General features: G+C 72.2%; 15 protein-coding genes. 3 read left to right on the top strand and 12 right to left on the bottom strand.

Features of this window, described 5'->3' with window-relative positions; translation table 11 throughout:
- Positions 1-12 precede the first annotated feature (12 nt).
- From QT196_RS26580 to QT196_RS26570, 3 genes are all read right to left on the bottom strand, one after another.
- Positions 13-696 (bottom strand): AIM24 family protein, encoded by a 684-nt coding sequence (locus tag QT196_RS26580; protein ID WP_042148391.1) that lies wholly within the window; start codon positions 694-696, stop codon positions 13-15.
- Between the two features lie 15 nt (positions 697-711).
- Positions 712-2,430, bottom strand: a complete 1,719-nt coding sequence (locus tag QT196_RS26575; protein ID WP_168481285.1) for a TerD family protein — start codon at positions 2,428-2,430, stop codon at positions 712-714.
- Between the two features lie 114 nt (positions 2,431-2,544).
- Positions 2,545-3,129 (bottom strand): M48 family metallopeptidase, encoded by a 585-nt coding sequence (locus tag QT196_RS26570; RefSeq protein WP_085923003.1) that lies wholly within the window; start codon positions 3,127-3,129, stop codon positions 2,545-2,547.
- Between the two features lie 226 nt (positions 3,130-3,355).
- On the opposite strand from QT196_RS26570, the gene QT196_RS26565 reads away from it, so the two are divergent.
- Both QT196_RS26565 and QT196_RS26560 read left to right on the top strand, forming a co-directional pair.
- Positions 3,356-4,504, top strand: a complete 1,149-nt coding sequence (locus tag QT196_RS26565; protein ID WP_248001312.1) for a ThiF family adenylyltransferase — start codon at positions 3,356-3,358, stop codon at positions 4,502-4,504.
- A 35-nt stretch (positions 4,505-4,539) separates the two neighbouring features.
- Positions 4,540-5,967: an AarF/ABC1/UbiB kinase family protein gene (locus QT196_RS26560; protein ID WP_266733603.1), complete on the top strand. Its 1,428-nt coding sequence runs from the start codon at positions 4,540-4,542 to the stop codon at positions 5,965-5,967.
- 103 nt (positions 5,968-6,070) lie between these two features.
- On the opposite strand, the gene QT196_RS26555 is transcribed toward QT196_RS26560, so the two are convergent.
- From QT196_RS26555 to QT196_RS26535, 5 genes are all read right to left on the bottom strand, one after another.
- Positions 6,071-6,268, bottom strand: coding sequence for a hypothetical protein (locus QT196_RS26555; RefSeq protein ID WP_168481283.1), 198 nt, complete (start codon positions 6,266-6,268; stop codon positions 6,071-6,073).
- 104 nt (positions 6,269-6,372) lie between these two features.
- Positions 6,373-6,690 carry a hypothetical protein gene (locus tag QT196_RS26550; RefSeq protein WP_127152932.1) on the bottom strand — a complete coding sequence of 106 codons (318 nt, stop codon included), beginning with the start codon at positions 6,688-6,690 and terminating at the stop codon, positions 6,373-6,375.
- Positions 6,687-7,040: a WhiB family transcriptional regulator gene (locus QT196_RS26545; protein ID WP_085922793.1), complete on the bottom strand. Its 354-nt coding sequence runs from the start codon at positions 7,038-7,040 to the stop codon at positions 6,687-6,689. The genes QT196_RS26550 and QT196_RS26545 overlap by 4 nt, the downstream gene beginning before the upstream one ends.
- A gap of 119 nt (positions 7,041-7,159) precedes the next feature.
- Positions 7,160-7,486 (bottom strand): hypothetical protein, encoded by a 327-nt coding sequence (locus tag QT196_RS26540; protein WP_168481282.1) that lies wholly within the window; start codon positions 7,484-7,486, stop codon positions 7,160-7,162.
- A 145-nt stretch (positions 7,487-7,631) separates the two neighbouring features.
- Positions 7,632-9,860: an ATP-dependent DNA helicase UvrD2 gene (locus tag QT196_RS26535; RefSeq protein ID WP_168481281.1), complete on the bottom strand. Its 2,229-nt coding sequence runs from the start codon at positions 9,858-9,860 to the stop codon at positions 7,632-7,634.
- Between the two features lie 550 nt (positions 9,861-10,410).
- On the opposite strand from QT196_RS26535, the gene QT196_RS26530 reads away from it, so the two are divergent.
- The gene (locus QT196_RS26530; protein ID WP_085923001.1) at positions 10,411-10,668 is read left to right on the top strand and encodes a mycoredoxin; all 258 of its coding nucleotides are present in this window, start codon (positions 10,411-10,413) and stop codon (positions 10,666-10,668) included.
- A 64-nt stretch (positions 10,669-10,732) separates the two neighbouring features.
- On the opposite strand, the gene QT196_RS26525 is transcribed toward QT196_RS26530, so the two are convergent.
- The 4 genes from QT196_RS26525 to QT196_RS26510 form a co-directional block, all read right to left on the bottom strand.
- Positions 10,733-11,566 carry a M55 family metallopeptidase gene (locus tag QT196_RS26525; protein WP_168484001.1) on the bottom strand — a complete coding sequence of 278 codons (834 nt, stop codon included), beginning with the start codon at positions 11,564-11,566 and terminating at the stop codon, positions 10,733-10,735.
- A 311-nt stretch (positions 11,567-11,877) separates the two neighbouring features.
- The gene (gene nudC, locus QT196_RS26520; protein ID WP_168481280.1) at positions 11,878-12,813 is read right to left on the bottom strand and encodes an NAD(+) diphosphatase; all 936 of its coding nucleotides are present in this window, start codon (positions 12,811-12,813) and stop codon (positions 11,878-11,880) included.
- Positions 12,814-12,886: 73 nt separating this feature from the next.
- Positions 12,887-14,287 carry a dipeptidase gene (locus QT196_RS26515; protein ID WP_168481279.1) on the bottom strand — a complete coding sequence of 467 codons (1,401 nt, stop codon included), beginning with the start codon at positions 14,285-14,287 and terminating at the stop codon, positions 12,887-12,889.
- Between the two features lie 10 nt (positions 14,288-14,297).
- Positions 14,298-18,077 carry a UvrD-helicase domain-containing protein gene (locus QT196_RS26510; protein ID WP_290355853.1) on the bottom strand — a complete coding sequence of 1,260 codons (3,780 nt, stop codon included), beginning with the start codon at positions 18,075-18,077 and terminating at the stop codon, positions 14,298-14,300.
- Positions 18,078-18,110: the final 33 nt, after the last annotated feature.

The following is an 18,110-nucleotide window of genomic DNA, read 5'->3' as shown; positions in this document are numbered from 1 at the left end:
CGGTCCTCCCCCTCAGCCCCGGGCCCGGAGCCGGTCGGTGCTGTCCTCGCTGGGCTGGACGACGACGAACCCCTGGCCGGAGAAGCCCAGTTGGTACGCCTCGCCGCTGCCGCGCCCGATCATCGAGGACGCCTTGAAGCTGCGCTTGCCCTTCATCTTCAGATGGGTCGACCAGGCGACGAGGGCGTCCGGGTCCACATACGTCTCGTCCTCGCCGCGGCCGCAGTCGACGACGACGGGCGTGCCCCGGGAGGTCAGCGCGACCCAGCCGGTGCCCGAGATCTGGACGTTGAAGAGTCCCTGACCGGCGAACTTCGCCATGCCCTTGACGCGCTGCACGCCCCACTGGAGGTGGGCGTCGAGAGCGAGGAGATTGGTGCCGTTGACGGAGAGCGCGTCGTCGTTGAGGTTGATGCAGACGACATCGGCGCCGTAGTCGGCGAGGTAGAGCAGACCGTCGCCGGAGCACTTCATCAGGGGCGCGCCTTCGCCGGTGAGCCACTGGGAGGCCATCTGGCGGACGGCGGGCGGGTTCGGCTCGTACTGGACGAAGCCTTCGTAGGCGACCATCGAGCCGGTGCGTGCGAAGACGTCCTGGCCGCTCTGCATGGCGATCTTCACCATGGCGCTGCCGTGGTTCTCCATACGGGCGGCGGGCGGGGTCGGGACATAGCCCGACAGCTGCTGCTGGTTCATGACGTGCGGGCTCCCTCAGACCTCGTAGGGCTGGACGACGATGAAGTTGCCGGGCGCACCGCGGAACTGGAGGTTCACGGTCTCGCCGGAGTGGCCCGGGTAGGCGTGCCGGCGCACGCTCACCTGGCTGGAGATGATCACCTGCGAGGCGGCGGACCAGGCCACGATGGCGTTGGCGTCGGCGAACGTGGTCGGGGTGACCGGCAGGACGACCGGGGTGCCCTGGGTCTTGACGATGATGGTGCCGGTCCCCTGGAACTGCATGGTGAACAGGGCGCCACCGGGGATGCCGTGGCCCTCGATACGCCGGACCTCGTGCTGAAGCGACTCGTCGAAGGCGAGGACCGCCTCGGCGGACACGCAGATGGCGTCGCCCTGGAGCTCGATGGGGTGCACATGGGCGCTGTTCTCCGCGAAGAAGACCTGGCCCTGGCCGGTACAGCGCATCAGCTGCATCTCCTGGCCGGTGGCGTTGCCGACGATCCGGCCGCGGAAGCCGGCGCCCTTGTAGCCGAAGTCGACCTTGCCCTGGTAGAGCACCATGCTGCCCTGGCGGGCGAGCACCGGCTGGCCGTCGACGCCGAGGTCGACGCGGATCAACTTTTCGTTCTGCGGGGTCCAGCGCTGCCCGGTGGGGGCTTCCTTGTACTTGTCCAGTACGACGCCGAGGCCGGGGCCGCCGCCCTGGGGCACGGCCGGTGCCTGACCGCCCCCGTACGGGGCGCCCGGGGGCTGCTGTCCCGGCTGGCCGTACGGGGCGGACTGGCCCTGCGGGGCGCCGTATCCGCCGGGCGGCGGCGCGGGCTGCCCATAGGGAGGTGCCTGCGGGGCCGGCTGGCCGGGGTAGCCGCCGGGTGCCGGCTGCGGCGGGCCGTACGAGTCCTGACCGGGCGCCGGCTGACCGTACGGGGCCGGCGGCTGCTGTGCGGGCACTCCGGGCGGCGGGACCGGGCCGGGCGGAGCCAGTGGCGCGGCGAGCGTGGGCGCGCTGTGGACCTGCGGCGCGGTGGGCTGCGGGGACTGTGGTGCGGCCGGGGGTGCTTCCTGCGGCGCCCCCTGGGGCGGGCCGAACTCGGGCGCGGGCTGCTGGGCGGGCGGCGCGGCGGGCACCCCGAAGGACGGTGCGGGGGCGGCCGGCCCGGACGGCGGGGCGAAGCCCGGCACGTCCTGTGCCGTGGCGGTCGGCTCGGGCTGCGCCTCGGCCTCTTCGGCGACCTCGCCGCCGAAGTTCTTCAGCAGCGCCTCCAGGCCGCCGTCGAAGCCTTGGCCGACGGCGGCGAACCGCCACACGTCCTTGAGGTAGAAGTCGCCGAGCATGACGGCGCGTTCGGTGCTGAACTCGCTGCCGTTGAAGGAATAGCGGGCGACCTCTTCACCGCCGGCCACGATCCGGAGGTAACCGGGGCCGATCTGCGAGACCTGGCCGGCGCCGTCGAGCGCGGCGGTGAAGGAGAGCTTCTGGATGTGCGGCGGGATCTTGTCGAGGGTGACCCGGAAGGACTCGCTGTCACCGGCCTGCGCGCCGAGCAGCTGGATCGACTCCTCGGGCGACTTCGGCTGGTTGAAGAAGATGAAGTACCGGTCGTCGGAGAGCCGCTCGTCGGCGTCCAGGCCGAAGCAGCTGATGTCGAAGGAGAGACCGGATCCGGCGATCTGCACACCGACGTACAGATCCGTTCCCGCCGTCAGATCACTGATTTTGGCCTTGTGGCCCCGCTGGAATTCCCTGGCCATACGTAACGCCCGTCCCCCGCTCCCGCTGTGAGTTCCTCTGCGCGGCCAGGCTAACCGCTGGCGCCGACAGCGGGCGATGCCGGGGCGCGACGGATCTCGTCCGGCTGCGCGCCGTTATTCCTCGCGGGCGACGGGCAGATGGGGCAGCCGGTCGGCCGCGACCACCCCTTCGAGGTAGCCACGGGCCCGTTCCGTACGGGCGTAGGACTCCAGCAGGCTCCAGAACCGGGGGCCGTGGCCGGGGACGAGCAGATGGGCGAGTTCGTGCAGCAGGACGTAGTCGATGACGTACTCCGGCATGCCCTGGAGGCGGTGCGAAAGGCGGATGCTGCCCTCGGCCGGGGTGCACGATCCCCAGCGGGTGTTCTGGTTGGTCACCCAGCGCACCGAGGCGGGGCGGGCCCGGCCGTCCAGATACTGACCGGACAGCCGCTCGGCGCGCTCGGCCAGCTCGCCGTCGCCCAGCATCCGCTTGCTCTCCTGGGCGGCGAGCTTGTCCAGCATGACGGTGACCCAGCGCCGCTCCTCCGCCTCGGACATACGGGCCGGAATCAGGACAACCGTGCGGTCACCCTCGCGGTACGCGGACACCGTTCTGCGCCGTCGTGAACTGCGGCGCACCTCGACGGCGCTGGTGGCCGATCCGCGGGCCACGGGGCCGGGGGCGGCACCGCGCGAGGTATCGGCGGCGCGGCGCAGAGGGGTTTCCCCTGAGCCGTGGGCGGAAGGGTCGGCGGGCACGCGCCCGACGTTACCCGCTGGCGCGGCGGGAAGTCCCGCCCCGCGGACGGTTCGCCATCGAACCACTCCATGGCGTGCACCGCTTGTACGACCATTGCCCACCGCCTGTGGATAACTTCCGCGCCGATCCGTCGCGGGGCGCATGCTGAGGGCCGGACGACGAAAGAGATGGACGGGGGCGGAGATGAGGCATCCGATGCTCAAGCCCGCGCTGCGGCGCGGATGGCGGGACCGGGAGACGGTGCGGTTCGGGGTGGCGCCGGCGCACGCGATGGTGGTCGGCCCGGTCGATACGGCGACCGGCAGTTTCCTCACGCTGATCGACGGCACCCGCAGCATGCAGCAACTGGTCGAGGAGGCCGCGTTACTGGACCTCCCGCCCGAGCATGTGCGGGGTGTGGTGGACCGGCTCGGCGCCGCCGGACTGCTGGAATCCCCCACCGAGGGCGGCCCGGCGGCCGAGGCGGTCCGTGCGGACCACACCGCCTTCGAGCAGCTGCGGCCCGATCTGGCGTCCCTCTCGGTGCGGCATCCGGAACCGGCGGGCGCGCTGGGCCGGATGGGAGCGCGCCGGGCGGTCCGGGCGCGGGTCAAGGGGTCGGGGCGGGTCGGCGCCGCGATCGCGGCGCTGCTCTCGGCCTCGGGCATCGGCCGGGTGGAGGTGTTCGACGGCGGCACGGTCCAGCCGTGGGACATCCTGCCCGGCGGGCTGCCGGCCGAGCGGATCGGCGAGCGGCGGCGCTCGGCCGCGCAACGGCTGGTCCACCAGTCCTCCCCCTGGAGCCGTACCCCACGGCCGAGGGTCCCGGTCAGCGAATCGGGCGAACCCGGACTGTCGCTGGTGGTGCTGGCCCCGCGGGACGGGCTCGGCGCGTACGCCCCCGACCCCGTGTTGTCCGAGCCGTTGCTCATCGCCGGAATCCCACATCTTTACGCGGGGGTGATCGAGGGCACGGGTGTGGTGGGTCCGTTGGTGCTGCCCGGCGGTTCGGCCTGTGCCCGCTGCGACGAGCTGCGTCGTACGGACGCGGAGCAGGCTTGGCCGCGGTTGCTGGCGCAGTGGCGGTCGGGGCGTGCCGCACCCGCGGTCCCGGCCTGCGATGCCGCGTTGGCAACAACGGTCGCGGGGATCGCCGCCGTCCAGGCGCTGGCGTTCCTCGATGGCGAGCTGCCGCCGTGCACCGGAGCGCGGATGGAGCTCGCGGCGCCGTGTGCGAGCGTGCGCACGGTGCGGATCGAGCCGCATCCGGACTGCGGCTGTGGCGCTGCCGCTTCACCGGCTGCGGCAGGCGCCTCGGATCCGCAGCCCGAACACGCCACAATGACGGAGTAACCCCGGTAGGGGGACAGTGTGAGTTGGAGGGGCGCATGTCTGATCTTCCCCGCAAGGCGGTCACCCGCACCGCCAAGCTGGCCGCGCTGCCACTGGGGTTCGCCGGCCGCGCCACCTGGGGCCTGGGCAAGCGGATCGGCGGCAGATCCGCCGAGATCGTCGGCCGTGAGCTGCAACAGCGCACCGCGGAACAGCTCTTCAAGGTGCTCGGCGAGCTGAAGGGCGGGGCGATGAAGTTCGGGCAGGCGCTGTCCGTCTTCGAGTCGGCGCTGCCCGAGGAGATCGCCGGTCCGTACCGCGCCGCTCTGACGAAACTTCAGGAGGCGGCGCCGCCGATGCCGACGAGCACGGTGCACGCGGTGCTGGCCGAGCAGCTCGGCGAGGACTGGCAGGAGCTGTTCGAGGAGTTCGAGGACAAGCCGGCCGCGGCGGCCTCGATCGGGCAGGTGCACCGGGGGGTGTGGCACGACGGCCGCGAGGTGGCCGTCAAGGTGCAGTATCCGGGGGCCGGTCAGGCGCTGCTGTCGGATCTGTCGCAGCTGAGCCGGTTCGCCCGGCTGCTGGGTCCGCTGATCCCGGGCATGGACATCAAGCCGCTGATCACCGAGCTGCGCGACCGGGTGTCGGAGGAGCTGGACTACTCCCTGGAGGCGGAGGCCCAGCGGGCCCATGCCGCGGAGTTCGCCGACGACCCGGATGTGGTGGTGCCGGCCGTGGTCCACCAGTGCGACCAGGTGCTGGTGACGGAGTGGATGGCGGGGCTGCCGCTGTCCGAGGTGATCGCCGACGGCACCGACGCACAGCGGGACCGGGCCGGCCAGCTCCTGGCGCGCTTCCTCTTCTCCGGCCCCGCCCGTACGGGCCTGCTGCACGCCGACCCGCATCCGGGCAACTTCCGGCTGCTGGCCGGGGACCACCCGGACGGCCCGGTCGAGGAGTGGCGGCTGGGGGTGCTGGACTTCGGGACCGTCGACCGGCTCCCCGACGGGCTGCCGCCGACGATCGGTACGTCACTGCGGATGACGCTGGACGGCGAGGCGGACGCGGTCTACCAGCAGCTGTGCGAGGAGGGCTTCGTCAAGGAGTCCATCGAGCTGGACCCGGACGCGGTGCTGGAGTATCTGCTGCCGATCATCGAACCCGCGCAGGTGGACGAGTTCACCTTCACCCGCGGCTGGATGCGCCGGCAGGCGGCCCGGGTCGGTGACCCGCGCTCGCCCGCCCACCAGTTGGGCAAACAGCTCAACCTGCCGCCCGCGTACCTTCTGATCCACCGGGTGACCCTGAGCACGATCGGGGTGCTGTGCCAGTTGGGGGCGACGGTGCGGCTGCGGGACGAACTCGAGGCATGGATGCCCGGCTTTGTACCCGAGGAGGAGCCGGCCGGCTCGGAGCTCACCGGCCTCGACACGGTCATCGGCGCCGACACCAGCGAGGAGGCCGTCGAAGGGTCCACCGCCTGAGCCCCCCGCTGGGCCGCACCGCCCCGGCCGCCCGCTCCGCCGTCGGAGCGGGCACGGCGTCCCGGGGCGTCGGCCTCGGCGCCGGCCTCCGCGTCGAAGGGCCTCACCACCAGGTCGAATCCAGGCGCCCCTCGATGGCCCGGAGGTTCTCCCGCGCGCACTCGTCGCAGAAGTAGCGGCGTTCACCGTTCTCGACGGAGCAGGTCCACGTCGGCGGGGTGCCCTCGGCGACCGCACCGCAGCCGGCGCACACCGTGTTCCCGTCGGCCAACTCCGCCTGTTCATGCGTCTTCTGGTCCACCGTCCGACGATATCCCCGCCAACCGCCGGAAGCGGGATATAACGCACCTACGGGGCCCGCCCTGTCGGACGGACCCCGTAGGTGGCGGTGTCAGCGCACCGCCGTTACTGCATCACGGCCATGGCCAGCGCACGACGGGCACGCAGCGACGCGCGCTCGGCGCGCCGCTGCATACGCCGCGCGGCCGCGAGCCGATGCGCCCTGCGTTCCGATTCGGCCTCCCGCAGCCGTTCGTGCATATGAGCACGAGCCAGGGCTTCTGGGATGAGTTGCATGGCGTGGTTCCTGTTCTGACGCGACTCGATCACGTCGGTGTTCACGGGGACGGGTGTGTCGGTGAAGGTGGGGTTCATCGTGTGGTCCTGCTTCTGGGGATCCCGGGTGAGGGGACGGTCGATCGTTCCTGTGCCGATGGTGTTCATGCCGCAACCGGGTTCTTGCGCGGACGGCCACGCGGCCGCTTCCGCGGCACGACAACGCCCTGGACGAAGAGCTCGCCGCCCCAGACGCCCCACGGCTCACGGCGGTCCTTGGCGCCGGCAAGGCAGGCCTCGCGGACGGGGCAGGTCTGGCACAGCGCCTTGGCGTACTCGACGTCGGCCGGGGACTCGGCGAAGAAGACCTCCGGGTCGTAGGTCCGGCACGGAACGGCAGCGCCGAGGCGGTCGATCTCGTCGTCGAGCTCGGTGAGGGGCAGCAAGGAGTTCTCCTGGGGGTCGGGCGGAGGGATCAGGTCGGTTGCTACGGACGGGGTGTGCGTCTGGAGTTGCACTGTGGTGTGTTCCTCGTCTGTTCGGCCCGGCTGGTGGCGGGGCGCTTGGGCAAACAAAAGGGCCGCGGATCCCGGTGTGGGTTCCGCGGCCCTGGAAGGTGCCGACCTGATCGTGCCGATCAGGCTGGATCTCTCCAGGGTTCGAGGCCGCGGTAGGCCCACATTTCATGCTTCGTCTGGTGCTGCTGCCGGGATTCGGCACCGTTGGCTGCCGCGAAGGCAAAGGCATTCGCCGATGCCGCCACTACTGCGGCCGCAGGTGCCTCGGTCGGTCGCGCGGTGCGCTCACTGCGCGTCAGCACAGTGAGGGACTCGGGGCGCGCGACCTCGGTACCGGACAGGCGGCCGAAGCCGGACAGACCGGTGCCAGGGAGCGAGGAGCCGAGCGTGCAGGTGGCGGCGACCGAGAGATCGGTCATTTTGTTGGTCTCGATGAAGCTGATCACTGGTCTCGCCTCCTCTCGGCGTCTCGGTGGACCGGGAATCCCGTTCCAGGGTGTTCAAGTACAGCACGGATCCATCGGATCTCGGAAAGAAACCGTTGTCTCCGTTGCTTCTGAAGGCTATGGGGCGGCGCTCCGCGGGCGCAAACTATTTTTTCGACGAGTTTTCCGCGGCGCCTTCGGGCCCCTCCTCAGAGACCCCCGCGAGCTCCTCGCCGGCACAGATCGCCAGCACCTCACTGCCGTAGCGGTCGAACTTCCGCCGCCCCACTCCTGAGATGACCGCAAGCTCCGATTCGGTTCCCGGAACGGCCTCCGCGATCGCCATCAGTGTCTTGTCGGTGAAGATGCAGTACGCGGGCTGCCGGGAGCGTGCGGCCTGCTCGGCCCGCCAGTCGGACAGTCGCTCGTAGAGCGCCTCGTCCAGCTCCGAAGGGCAGTCCTCACACCGCATCAGCTTCATCTCGCCCGGGTCCGTGAGCGTCCGGTTGCAGACCCGGCAGCGGGCCGGACTGCGGTGCTTGGTGCGCCGAGCCACCGGCGCCGCCCCGTCGCCGCGCTCGACGCCCCCTGAGACCGCGCCCGGTGTGCGGCGGCCCGCCACCGCCCCGGAGCCCGGCCGCAGGCCGCTCAGGAACCGGCTGGGGCGGCGGGAGGCCCGCCCGCCCGGAGAGCGCGCCAGCGACCAGGACAGCCCCAGATGGACGCGGGCGCGGGTGACGCCGACATACAGGAGCCGGCGCTCCTCCTCTATCTGCTCGTCGGTCTTGGCGTAGGTGATCGGCATCATGCCTTCGGTGAGACCGACCAGGAAGACGGCTTCCCACTCCAGGCCCTTGGCGGCGTGCAGGGACGCGAGGGTCACGCCTTCGACCGTCGGGGCGTGCTGCGCGTTGGCCCGCTCGTCCAGCTCGGCGACGAGGTCGGCGAGGGTGGCCGTGGGCCGGGCCCGGGCGAAGTCCTCGGCGAGTCGCACCAGAGCGGCCAGGGATTCCCAGCGGTCCCGCACCGCCCCGGAACCCGCCGGGGGCCGGCTGGTCCAGCCCATGTCGCTGAGCACCGCCCGCACCTCGGACGGCAGGTCCAGCGCGTCGTCGAGCAGCGCGTCGTTGCCCCCGAAGCGGGCGGCGCCCCGCAGCTTGACGCCCGCCTCGCGCACCTCCGGCCGTTCGAAGAACCGCTCGGCGCCCCGCAGCTGATACGGCACCCCGGCATCGGCCAGAGCCTGCTCATAGACCTCGGACTGCGCGTTGATACGGAAGAGGACGGCGATCTGCCCCGCCGACACCCCGGAGGCGATCAGGTCACGGATCCGGCGGGCGGTGCCCTCGGCCTCGGCGGGCTCGTCGGCGTACTCCGTGTAGACGGGCTCGGGGCCCGCGTCCCGCTGCGAGATCAGCTCCAGGCGGTGCTCGGCGGCCCGCCCCCGGGCCTGGGAGAGCAGGCCGTTGGCGAGGTGCACGACCTGGGGGCTGGAGCGGTAGTCGCGGACGAGCTTGACGACCGTGGCGTTCGGGTGGCGGGTGCGGAAGTTGAGGAGGTGGTCGGGGGTGGCGCCGGTGAAGCTGTAGATCGTCTGGCTGGCGTCGCCGACCACGCAGAGGTTGTCGCGGTCCCCCATCCACAGCTCCAGCAGCCGCTGCTGGAGCGGGCTGACGTCCTGGTACTCATCGACGACGAAGTGCTGATACTGCGTACGGACCTGCTCGGCGATGTCGTGCCGGTCCTGTAGGACGCCGACCGTGAGCAGCAGCACGTCCTCGAAGTCGATGGTGCCCCGGTCGCGCTTGAGCTGTTCGTACGTGCCGTAGATCTGCCCGACCTCGGCCGGATCGCGCGGGGCCTCCCGGCCGGCCTTGGCGACCGCCGCCGGATAGTCGGCCGGGACGGTCTGGGTGACCTTGGACCACTCGATCTCCGCCGTGACATCGCGCAGCTCATTGCGGTCGAGCCGGATGCGGCAGCGGGCGGCGGCCTCGGCGACGAGCTGGATCTTGCGCTCCAGCAGCCGCGGGACGTCCCCGCCGACGGCTTTCGGCCAGAAGAACTGGAGCTGCCGCAGCGCCGCGGAGTGGAACGTCCTGGCCTGGACCCCGCCCGCACCGAGCTGACGCAGCCGGCCGCGCATCTCGCCGGCCGCGCGGGCCGTGAACGTGACGGCGAGCACACTCGCGGGCTGGAGAATTCCGGCCCGCACCCCGTACGCGATCCGGTGGGTGATCGCGCGGGTCTTGCCCGTGCCGGCACCGGCCAGCACACACACCGGACCGTGCAGAGCCGTCGCGACCTCGCGCTGCTCGGGGTCGAGCCCGTCGAGCACCCCGTCGGCCGAGTCAGGCACCTGCGGGAAAAGAGAGGAGTCCGTTGCTGCTGTCACCCCGCCATGCTGCCAGGTCCGCCGGGACGCCCGGGACAGCTGTCCACAGCCCACGGGAGCCGGTCGTACGGGACCGGGCCGCTGTGGACAGCGGAGGGCGCGGGGAGCCGGCGGGTGCTTTGCTGGTCTCAGCGGTCGGAGGCGGCGGGCGGAGGCAGCGGGCGGCGAGCGGGGCTCGTGGATGGGGTGCGGGGCTGGGCTGGGCTGGGGGCTGCTTTGCGGGGCGGCTTTTGTCCGTGGGGGTTGGGGTGGGGAGGGGCGGGGGCGGGCCCCCCGGGGGGGGAACGATGCGGGGGGGCGACGCCGGGGGGGCGGCGCGGGGGACGACGCAGAGAGGGCGAGGCGGGGGGCGACGCAGGGGCAAGGCCCGTTCCGGAGACCGTTCCCGAGGCCATCCCGGAGTCCCTTCCCAGGACCGTTTCGGAGTCCTTCCCAAGGCCGTTTCGGTGGCCGGGAATGGCTGAGGGGGGATGTGCGTTGAGTTGCGTGGCCGCGTCGGGTACGGATGCGGTGGTATTGGATCAAGACTTAGTGAAGGAGCGCAGGACGCATGGCGGGCACTGTGACGATGTACAGCACGACCTGGTGTGGCTACTGCCGTCGGCTGAAGGGCCAGATGGACCGCGAGGGCATCGCCTACACCGAGATCAACATCGAGCACGACCCGGAGTCCGCGGCGTTCGTGGAGAAGGCGAACGGCGGCAACCAGACGGTGCCCACGGTTCGGGTGGTCCCCACCCAGGGAGACGCCGAGGTCGTCATGACCAACCCGAGCCTTGCTCAGGTGAAGCAGGCGCTCGGCGTCTGATCCGCAGAGGTCGCAGCCCTCGTCCGACGTTCTTCGGCGAGGGCCTCGCCTTTCTCTCGGCCGATCAGCAATAGGGCCGCTGGTCGGTGAGCGATGTCGCCACCCTCATGAAGAGGCCGAAGAGCCGGAAGAGCTGCGGTACGGCCTCCGTCACCTCGACGGTGCGTGAGTCTCGCAGCGTGACCCCGGGAATCACTTCGAGCTGAGCGGCCACGGTGGCCGATTGCCAGCGGACCGCCAGGGCTGAGGGGGCTTCCGTGAACGGCGGCCGGAGCCGGGGAGCACGGCGCGCACCCTCGGCGGCAGCCTCCTCGATCGCCTTACGGGCTTCCGTCGCGGGCCGCAGTCGGGCGCTGAACCGGTCCCGGGCGTATTTCACCGGGGCCGTGACGACCCGGGCATCCCAGGCGTTCATCTCGTCACACGCCACGTCGTCGCCGGAAAGCGTGACCACGGGCACTCCCATCGCGGCGGCGGTGGCCTGCGCGAACCCGATCTCGCCCATGGGGCGGTCGTCCAGCCACATGTCTTCGATCTCGTGGCCCATGTAGCTGTGGCTGAGCACGCCGAGAGCGCCGGCCCGCGCGTGGTACCCGATGCACATCACCGCGTCGAAGGCGCCGTCCAGCCCTTCGAGCATCCCCATCCGCTTGGGCTTGCCTCTGACCAGCTCGGCCTCGGGGTGCAGCTGATCTGCGAGCAGGTTCCGCATGGCACTGTGCGCGTCGTTGACCAGCACCCTGGTCGCACCGGCCGAGAGCGCTCCGCGTACGGCCGCGTTCACGTCCTCGGTCATCATGACGCGACCGTGCTCGTAGTCGTGCCCACCCAGCTGTACGTCATGGGCGTCCACCAGCCCGGTGACGCCTTCCATGTCCGCGCTGATGTACACCTGCACGTCCACGCCTCCGCTCCGGCCGTCGGGCCCCACTCCCGGCCCTGGCCCCGGCCAACCGATGATCACGACGTGGTCATCATGGTCGGGAGCGGTCACACGGGTCGAGCGGTTCTCGGACGAAAACGAGCCGCACGCAGACATGGCCGCCCCGGCTCACCCACGCGTCCCGGACGCAGCTCGGCTCGGACGCAGCTCGGCGGCCCGCTGTCAGATCACCAGGACGCCGCCGCATCCGGATACCAGGCCACCCCCGTCACGGCATCCCCGCATCAGGCGCGGCCGGCCCCGTACGACCCGGCCGCGCCCCCCGCTCACGGCTTCGGCAGGGGCTTGCCGTACCAGAGTTCGATGAGGCGGGCGGCGATGGAGATGCCGTAGGGCGGGAGGACCTCGCCGGATTCGAAGGCGGTGCGGAGGTCTTCGCGGGAGAACCAGCGGGCCTCTTCGATTTCCTCGCCGTCGACCTGGATCTCGGCGGAGGTGGCGCGGGCCATGAAGCCCAGCATCAGGCTGGAGGGGAAGGGCCAGGGCTGGCTGGCGATGTATTCGACCTCGCCGACGACGACGCCGGCCTCCTCGAAGACCTCGCGGGCCACCGACTGCTCGATGGATTCGCCCGGCTCGACGAAGCCCGCGAGGGTGGAGAAGCGGCCCTCGGGCCAGTGGACCTGGCGGCCCAGGAGGGCGCGGTCCTCCTCATCGGTGACGAGCATGATCACGGCCGGGTCGGTGCGCGGGTAGTGCTCGGCGCCGCAGGCCGGGCAGCGGCGGATGTGGCCGGCGGCGGCGATGACGGTGCGTTCGCCGCAGCGGGAGCAGAAGCGGTGCAGCCGCTGCCAGTTTTCGAGGGCGACGGCGTGTACGAGGAGGCCGGCGTCGCGGGGCGAGAGCAGCAGGCCGGCCTCGCGCAGGCCCGCCGGGCGCGCGGACTGGTCCATGCGGCCGGGCAGCGAGTCCTTCTGGAGGGCGAAGTAGCTGACGCCGTCGTCGCCGGTGCCGAGGTAGTAGCGGTGGGCCTCGGTCAGCGGCGCCTCGAAGGACGGCGTCATGATCAGCTCGGTGCGGCCGTCGGGGGTGTCGTCGATCAGCGCCTGGCCGCCGGACACCACGAAGACGCGCGTCGTCGGGTGGCTCCAGGCCGCCGCCAGCCAGGCCTCGTCGAGGCGGTGATGGGCGGAGCGGTCGATTCCGCTCGGTGCGCTGAAGGTGATCGGACGGTCGGCGCTGTGGTCGGTCCAGGTGGTCACTGGTGTTCCAACTCCCCCTATGGCGTGGGTGATTGCTGCGTACGGGCGCGGATCGGTACGACGGTGCGCGCGGTCAGGCGGTGGGCCAGGTCTCCGCCAGGTCACCCCAGAGGTGGGCGGCGGTCTCGACGCCCTTCATCAGCAGGTCGAGCTCGACCTTTTCGTTCGGTGCGTGCCAGCCGTCGGACGGGATGGAGATGCCGAGGAAGAGCACCGGGACGCCGAGGACGTCCTGGAGGTCGGCGGCCGGTCCGGAGCCGCCCTCGCGGGTGAAGCGGATCTTCTGGCCGAAGGCCCGGCCCATGGCGCGGACGACGGACTGGAGCGCGGGGTGGTCGAGCGGGGTGAGGCAGGGGCGGGTGGCGCCCCAGAAGGAGATCTCGTGGCGGATGCCGGCCGGGAGGCGCGCGGCGACCCAGTCGCGTACGGACTGCTGCACGGCGGCGGCGTTCTGGCCCGCGACCAGCCGGAAGGACAGCTTGAGCTGGGCACTGGCGGGCACGATGGTCTTGCCGCCGGGACCTTGGTAGCCGCCGCCGATGCCGTTGACCTCGGCGGTGGGGCGGGCCCAGATGCGTTCCAGGGTCGTGCTGCCGGCCTCGCCGAGGGTGGCGTGGGAGTGCGCGGTGCGCAGCCATTCCGCCTCGTCGAAGGGGAGCTCGGCGAAGAGTTCCCGTTCCTGGTCGGTGAGTTCGATCATGCCGTCGTAGAACCCGGGGACGGCGACCCGGCGGTCGGCGTCGTGCAGGGCGGCGGCCAGCCGGGCGGCCTCGGTGGCGGGGTTGGGGACGGCGCCGCCGAACGATCCGGAGTGGATGTCCTGGTCGGGGCCGTAGAGGTCGATCTGACAGTCCGTCAGGCCGCGCATGCCGGTGCACACCGTCGGGGTGTCCTTGGACCACATGCCGGTGTCGGAGACGATCACCGCGTCGCAGGCCAGGCGGTCGGCGTGCTTTTCGATCAGGGCCGGGAAGTTCGGTGAGCCGGACTCCTCCTCGCCCTCGATCAGCAGCTTGAGGTTGACGGCGGGGGCGGTGCGGCCGGTCGCGGCGAGGTGCGCGCGGACGCCCAGGGTGTGGAAGAACACCTGGCCCTTGTCGTCGGCGGCGCCCCGGGCGTAGAGCTTCCCGTCGATGGTCTGCGGGACGAAGGGGTCGGTGTGCCAGCCGTCCTCGCGGGCGGCGGGCTGGACGTCGTGGTGGCCGTAGACGAGCACGGTCGGCGCGGACGGGTCACCGGAGGGCCATTCGGCGAAGACCGCGGGCAGGCCGCCGGTCTCCCAGATCTCGGTGGTCGGGAAGCCGGTGTCGGTGAGCTTCGCGGCGAGCCATTCGGCACTGCGGCGGACTTCGCCGGCGCGCTCCGGGTCGGCGGACACGGAGGGGATGCGCAGCCATGCGGCGAGGTCTTCGAGGAAGGTCTCGCGGTGGAGGGTGAGGTACGCGCGGACGGCGCTGTCCGGGGTTGTGCTCATACGGCCGAGCCTATCGGCCTTCCGGGGGAGGCAGGTCGGCGGTCTCGCCGAGGAGGATGCGTTCGAGTCCGGCCCGGCCGGGGAGCCGGGCGGGTCTGACGACCTCGCCGGTGCGGACGTAGAGGAAGGCGGCGTCGACGGCGGATGGCGCCAGGCCGTGGCGCTCGGCCCAGGCGAGGCGGTAGATCGCCAGCTGGAGGGGGTCGGCGGTGTGGGCGCGGCCGGTTTTCCAGTCGACGATCTCGAAGCGGTCGCCGTCGGGTCCTGGCTCCTTGTAGACGGCGTCGATCCGGCCGCGGATCATCCGGCCCGCGAGGGTCAGCTGGAAGGGGGCCTCGACCCGGTAGGGGGTGCGGTGGGCGTACGGCGTACGGGCGAAGGCTTCCTTGAGGGCTTCGAGGTCGTGCTCGTCGACGATCTCGGTCTCCTCGCCCGGTTCGGCGCCGGGCAATTCGTCGGGGCCGAGCATCGGCAGCGTGAGTTCTTCGAAGCGGGATTCCACCCAGGCGTGGAAGCGGGTGCCGCGGCGGGCGCCGGGCTGGGGCGGGCGCGGCATGGGGCGGGCCAGTTCGCGGGCGAAGCCGTCCGGGTCGGCGGCCAGGCGGAGGAGCTGGGTGGCACTGAGCGCGGACGGCAGCGGGACGTCCCGGACGGTCGCGCGGGCGCGGCGCAGCTCGGCGGCGAGGGCGTCCAGATCGCGGTCCCAGGAGCCGACGATGCGGCGCTCTTCGGGGAGGAGGGGGTGGGGGGTGGTGTCGTGGGGGTGAGTCGTGTCGTCGGGGTGGGTGGCGTCGGCCCCGTGGGCCGGGTCGGGCAGGCCGGTGAGGTCGGGTTCGGTGGAGCGCTGGGCGACGATGCGGGGGCGGGGGGCGACCGGGTTCGCCGTGGGAGCGGGGGCGGTCCCGCTCTCGGCCTCGGCCTCGGCCTCCGCCTCCGCCTCCGCCTCCGCCTCCGCCTCCGGGGTGGCGTACGCCGGGTCCGCGTGCGCCGTGGCGTCCCCCAATGAGCTGGTGTCCTCGAACGGTCCGGCTTCAAGGTCATCAGCGTCGAAGGGATCGGCCTCGGCCGCCTCGTACGGCGCGGCGTCGTCGAAGCCGTACGGCGGGGCCTCGTCGAACGGCTCGGCTTCCGGGAGGTCGAACGGGTCGGCCTCGGGGGCCTCGTACGGGTCGCCGTCCCATGGGTCCTCCGGCGGGACCGGCGGCCAGTCGGGGTCGTGGGCGGACCGTGCGGGTGCGGCGGGTACGGAGGCGGCCGCTCCCGGGCCCGTCGTCCTGCGCTCCAGATGGGCGCGGACCGTGGCCGCGGCACGGCGGCGGCGGGCGGTGGCGGTGGGGTCGAGGGGCAGGGGCCAGGCCTGTTCCGTGGCGGCCTCGGAGAGGGCCGGGTTCTCGTCGCCGTCCTCGGGGGCCCCGGCCCAGTGCTCGATCTCGCCGTGGCCGGCTTCGCAGTGCTCGCGCAGGGCCTCCAGGAAGACGGACGGGCCGCGTGGCCGCTTCTGCTGGGGGCCCCACCAGTGGCCGGAGCCGAGGAGCAGGGAGCGGGGGCGGGTGAAGGTGACGTAGCCGAGGCGGAGTTCCTCGGTTTCCTGGTGGTGCTTCATCGCCTCCTTGAAGGATTTCAGGCCGCGGGCGGTCCATTCCTCGACGTCGGGGAGGGTCGCCGCGTCGCCGCGCAGGGCGTGCGGGAGGACCTTGGGACGGCTGGTCCAGGACTCGCGGGCCTGTTCGCTGGGGAATTGCTTGCCGACCAGGCCGGGGACGGCGACGACGTCCCATTCCAGGCCCTTGGACTTGTGGGCGGTGAGCACCTTGACGGTGTTGTCGCCTCCGGGGAGGGAGCTGTCGAGGCCCTTCTCGTACTGGACGGCGGTGCGCAGGAAGCCGAGGAAGGCGAGGAGGGTGGCGTCGCCGTCGAGGGATTCGCCGCCCTGTTTGGCGGCGAATCCGGCCGCGATGTCGAGGAAGGTGCCGAGGGTTTCGCGGCGGCGGGCGGCGAGGGCGTGCGGGGAGGCGGACAGTTCGACTTCCAGGCCGGTGGCGGCGAGCACCCGGTGGAGCACGTCCATGAGGGGGTCGCCCAGGGAGCGGCGCAGGTCGCGGAGTTCGGTGGCGAGGTAGGCGAAGCGCACCCGGGCGTCGGCGGAGAACGGGAGGCCGTCGTCGGGGCCGTCAGCTTCGAGGAAGGTGTCGAGGGCGTCGGCGAGCGAGATGGTTTCGGCGGGGTCGACGCCTTCGACGGCCTCGGCGAGCCGCTGTGCGGGGTCGTCGGACGGGCCGCCGTGGTGGACGAGGGTGCGGGCGCGGCGGCCGAGGAGCGCGAGGTCGCGGGGGCCGATCCGCCAGCGGGGGCCGATCAGCAGGCGGACCAGGGCGGCGTTGGCGGTGGGGTCCTGGAGCACTTCGCAGACGGCGACGAGGTCGGCGATCTCGGGCAGATGCAGCAGCCCGGAGAGGCCGACGACCTCCACGGGGATGTCCCGGGCGACCAGTTCGCCCTGGATGCGGGCGAAGTCGCCGGCGGTGCGGCAGAGCACGGCGATCTCCCCGGGCGGGGTGCCGGTGTGGACGAGGTGGGCTAGGGAGTCGGCGAGCCAGCTGAGTTCTTCGGCGTGGGTGGGCAGCAGGGCGCAGCGGACGAGGCCGTCGCGCTCGGCGCCGGGGGCGGGGCGCAGCGCTTCGACGCCTTCGTGCATCCGGCGGAGGGGGGCGGCGAGGCCGTTGGCGAGGTCCAGGAGGCGGCCGCCGCTGCGGCGGTTCTCGCTGAGGGCGTACCGGCGGGCGGGGGCGCCGTCCTCGAAGGGGAAGTGGTCGGGGAAGTCGTCCAAGTTGGCCACGGAGGCGCCGCGCCAGCCGTAGATGGCCTGACAGGGGTCGCCGACGGCAGTGACGGCGTGGCCGGTGCCGTTGCCGAAGAGGCCGGAGAGCAGCAGGCGTTGGGCGACGGAGGTGTCCTGGTACTCGTCGAGCAGGACGACGCGGAATTCGTCGCGCAGGATGCGGCCGACTTCCGGGCGGGTGGTGGCGAGGGTCGCGGAGTGGGCGATCTGGTCGCCGAAGTCGAGGAGGTCGCGGCGGCGCTTTTCGCTGCGGTAGGCCGTCACGAGGTCGAGGAGTTCCCGGCGGCCGCGGGCGGTTTCGGGGGCTTTGCGCAGGTCGGCGTTGGTGAGCTTGACGCCGTCGAGGGTGGCGAGGAGGTCACTGTCGTAGGCGCGGAGCGCGGCGGGGTCCACCAGGTGCTCGGCGAGCTCGGCGTCCAGGGCGAGGAGGTCCTCCACCAGGGAGGGCAGGGAGGTGGTGAGCGCCGGGTAGGGGCCGGGGGCGGCGCGCAGGGTACGGGCGGCGAGCTGGAAGCGGGTGGCGTCGGCGAGGAGCCGGGCGCCGGGCTCCAGGCCGATGCGCAGGCCGTGGTCCTTGAGGAGCTGGCCGGCGAAGGCGTGGTAGGTGGAGATCCGCGGCTCGCCGGGGGGCTGGTCGGGAGCGCCGTCGGCGGGCGGGAGGGCGTCGGGGTCGGTGACGCCGGCGGCCAGCAGCGCGGCCCGGACACGTTCGGCGAGTTCGCCGGCGGCCTTGTTCGTGAAGGTCAGCCCGAGGACCTGTTCGGGGGCGACCTGGCCGGTGCCGACCAGCCAGACCACGCGGGCGGCCATGACCGTGGTCTTGCCGGAACCGGCTCCGGCCACGATGACCTGCGGGGCGGGCGGGGCGGTGATGCACTCCGTCTGCTCCGGGGTGAACGGGATGCCGAGCAGCTCCTTGAGCTGATCGGGGTCGGTGAGGCGAGCTGACACGACAAAAACCGTAGCGGTCGCCACTGACAATCC

The organism is Streptomyces sp. P9-2B-2 (assembly GCF_030406865.1).
Classification (GTDB): Bacteria; Actinomycetota; Actinomycetes; order Streptomycetales; family Streptomycetaceae; genus Streptomyces; species Streptomyces platensis.
Note: the sequence above shows the minus strand (reverse complement) of the source record. Positions and strands in the feature narration are given on the sequence as shown.

What these genes read in the sequence shown, in the direction of transcription:
- QT196_RS26580 (WP_042148391.1), bottom strand. Translation starts at nt 696, where the DNA reads ATGAACCAGCAGCAGCTGTCGGGCTATGTCCCGACCCCGCCCGCCGCC.
- QT196_RS26575 (WP_168481285.1), bottom strand. Translation starts at nt 2,430, where the DNA reads ATGGCCAGGGAATTCCAGCGGGGCCACAAGGCCAAAATCAGTGATCTG.
- QT196_RS26565 (WP_248001312.1), top strand. Translation starts at nt 3,356, where the DNA reads ATGAGGCATCCGATGCTCAAGCCCGCGCTGCGGCGCGGATGGCGGGAC.
- QT196_RS26560 (WP_266733603.1), top strand. Translation starts at nt 4,540, where the DNA reads ATGTCTGATCTTCCCCGCAAGGCGGTCACCCGCACCGCCAAGCTGGCC.
- QT196_RS26550 (WP_127152932.1), bottom strand. Translation starts at nt 6,690, where the DNA reads ATGAACACCATCGGCACAGGAACGATCGACCGTCCCCTCACCCGGGAT.
- QT196_RS26530 (WP_085923001.1), top strand. Translation starts at nt 10,411, where the DNA reads ATGGCGGGCACTGTGACGATGTACAGCACGACCTGGTGTGGCTACTGC.
- QT196_RS26515 (WP_168481279.1), bottom strand. Translation starts at nt 14,287, where the DNA reads ATGAGCACAACCCCGGACAGCGCCGTCCGCGCGTACCTCACCCTCCAC.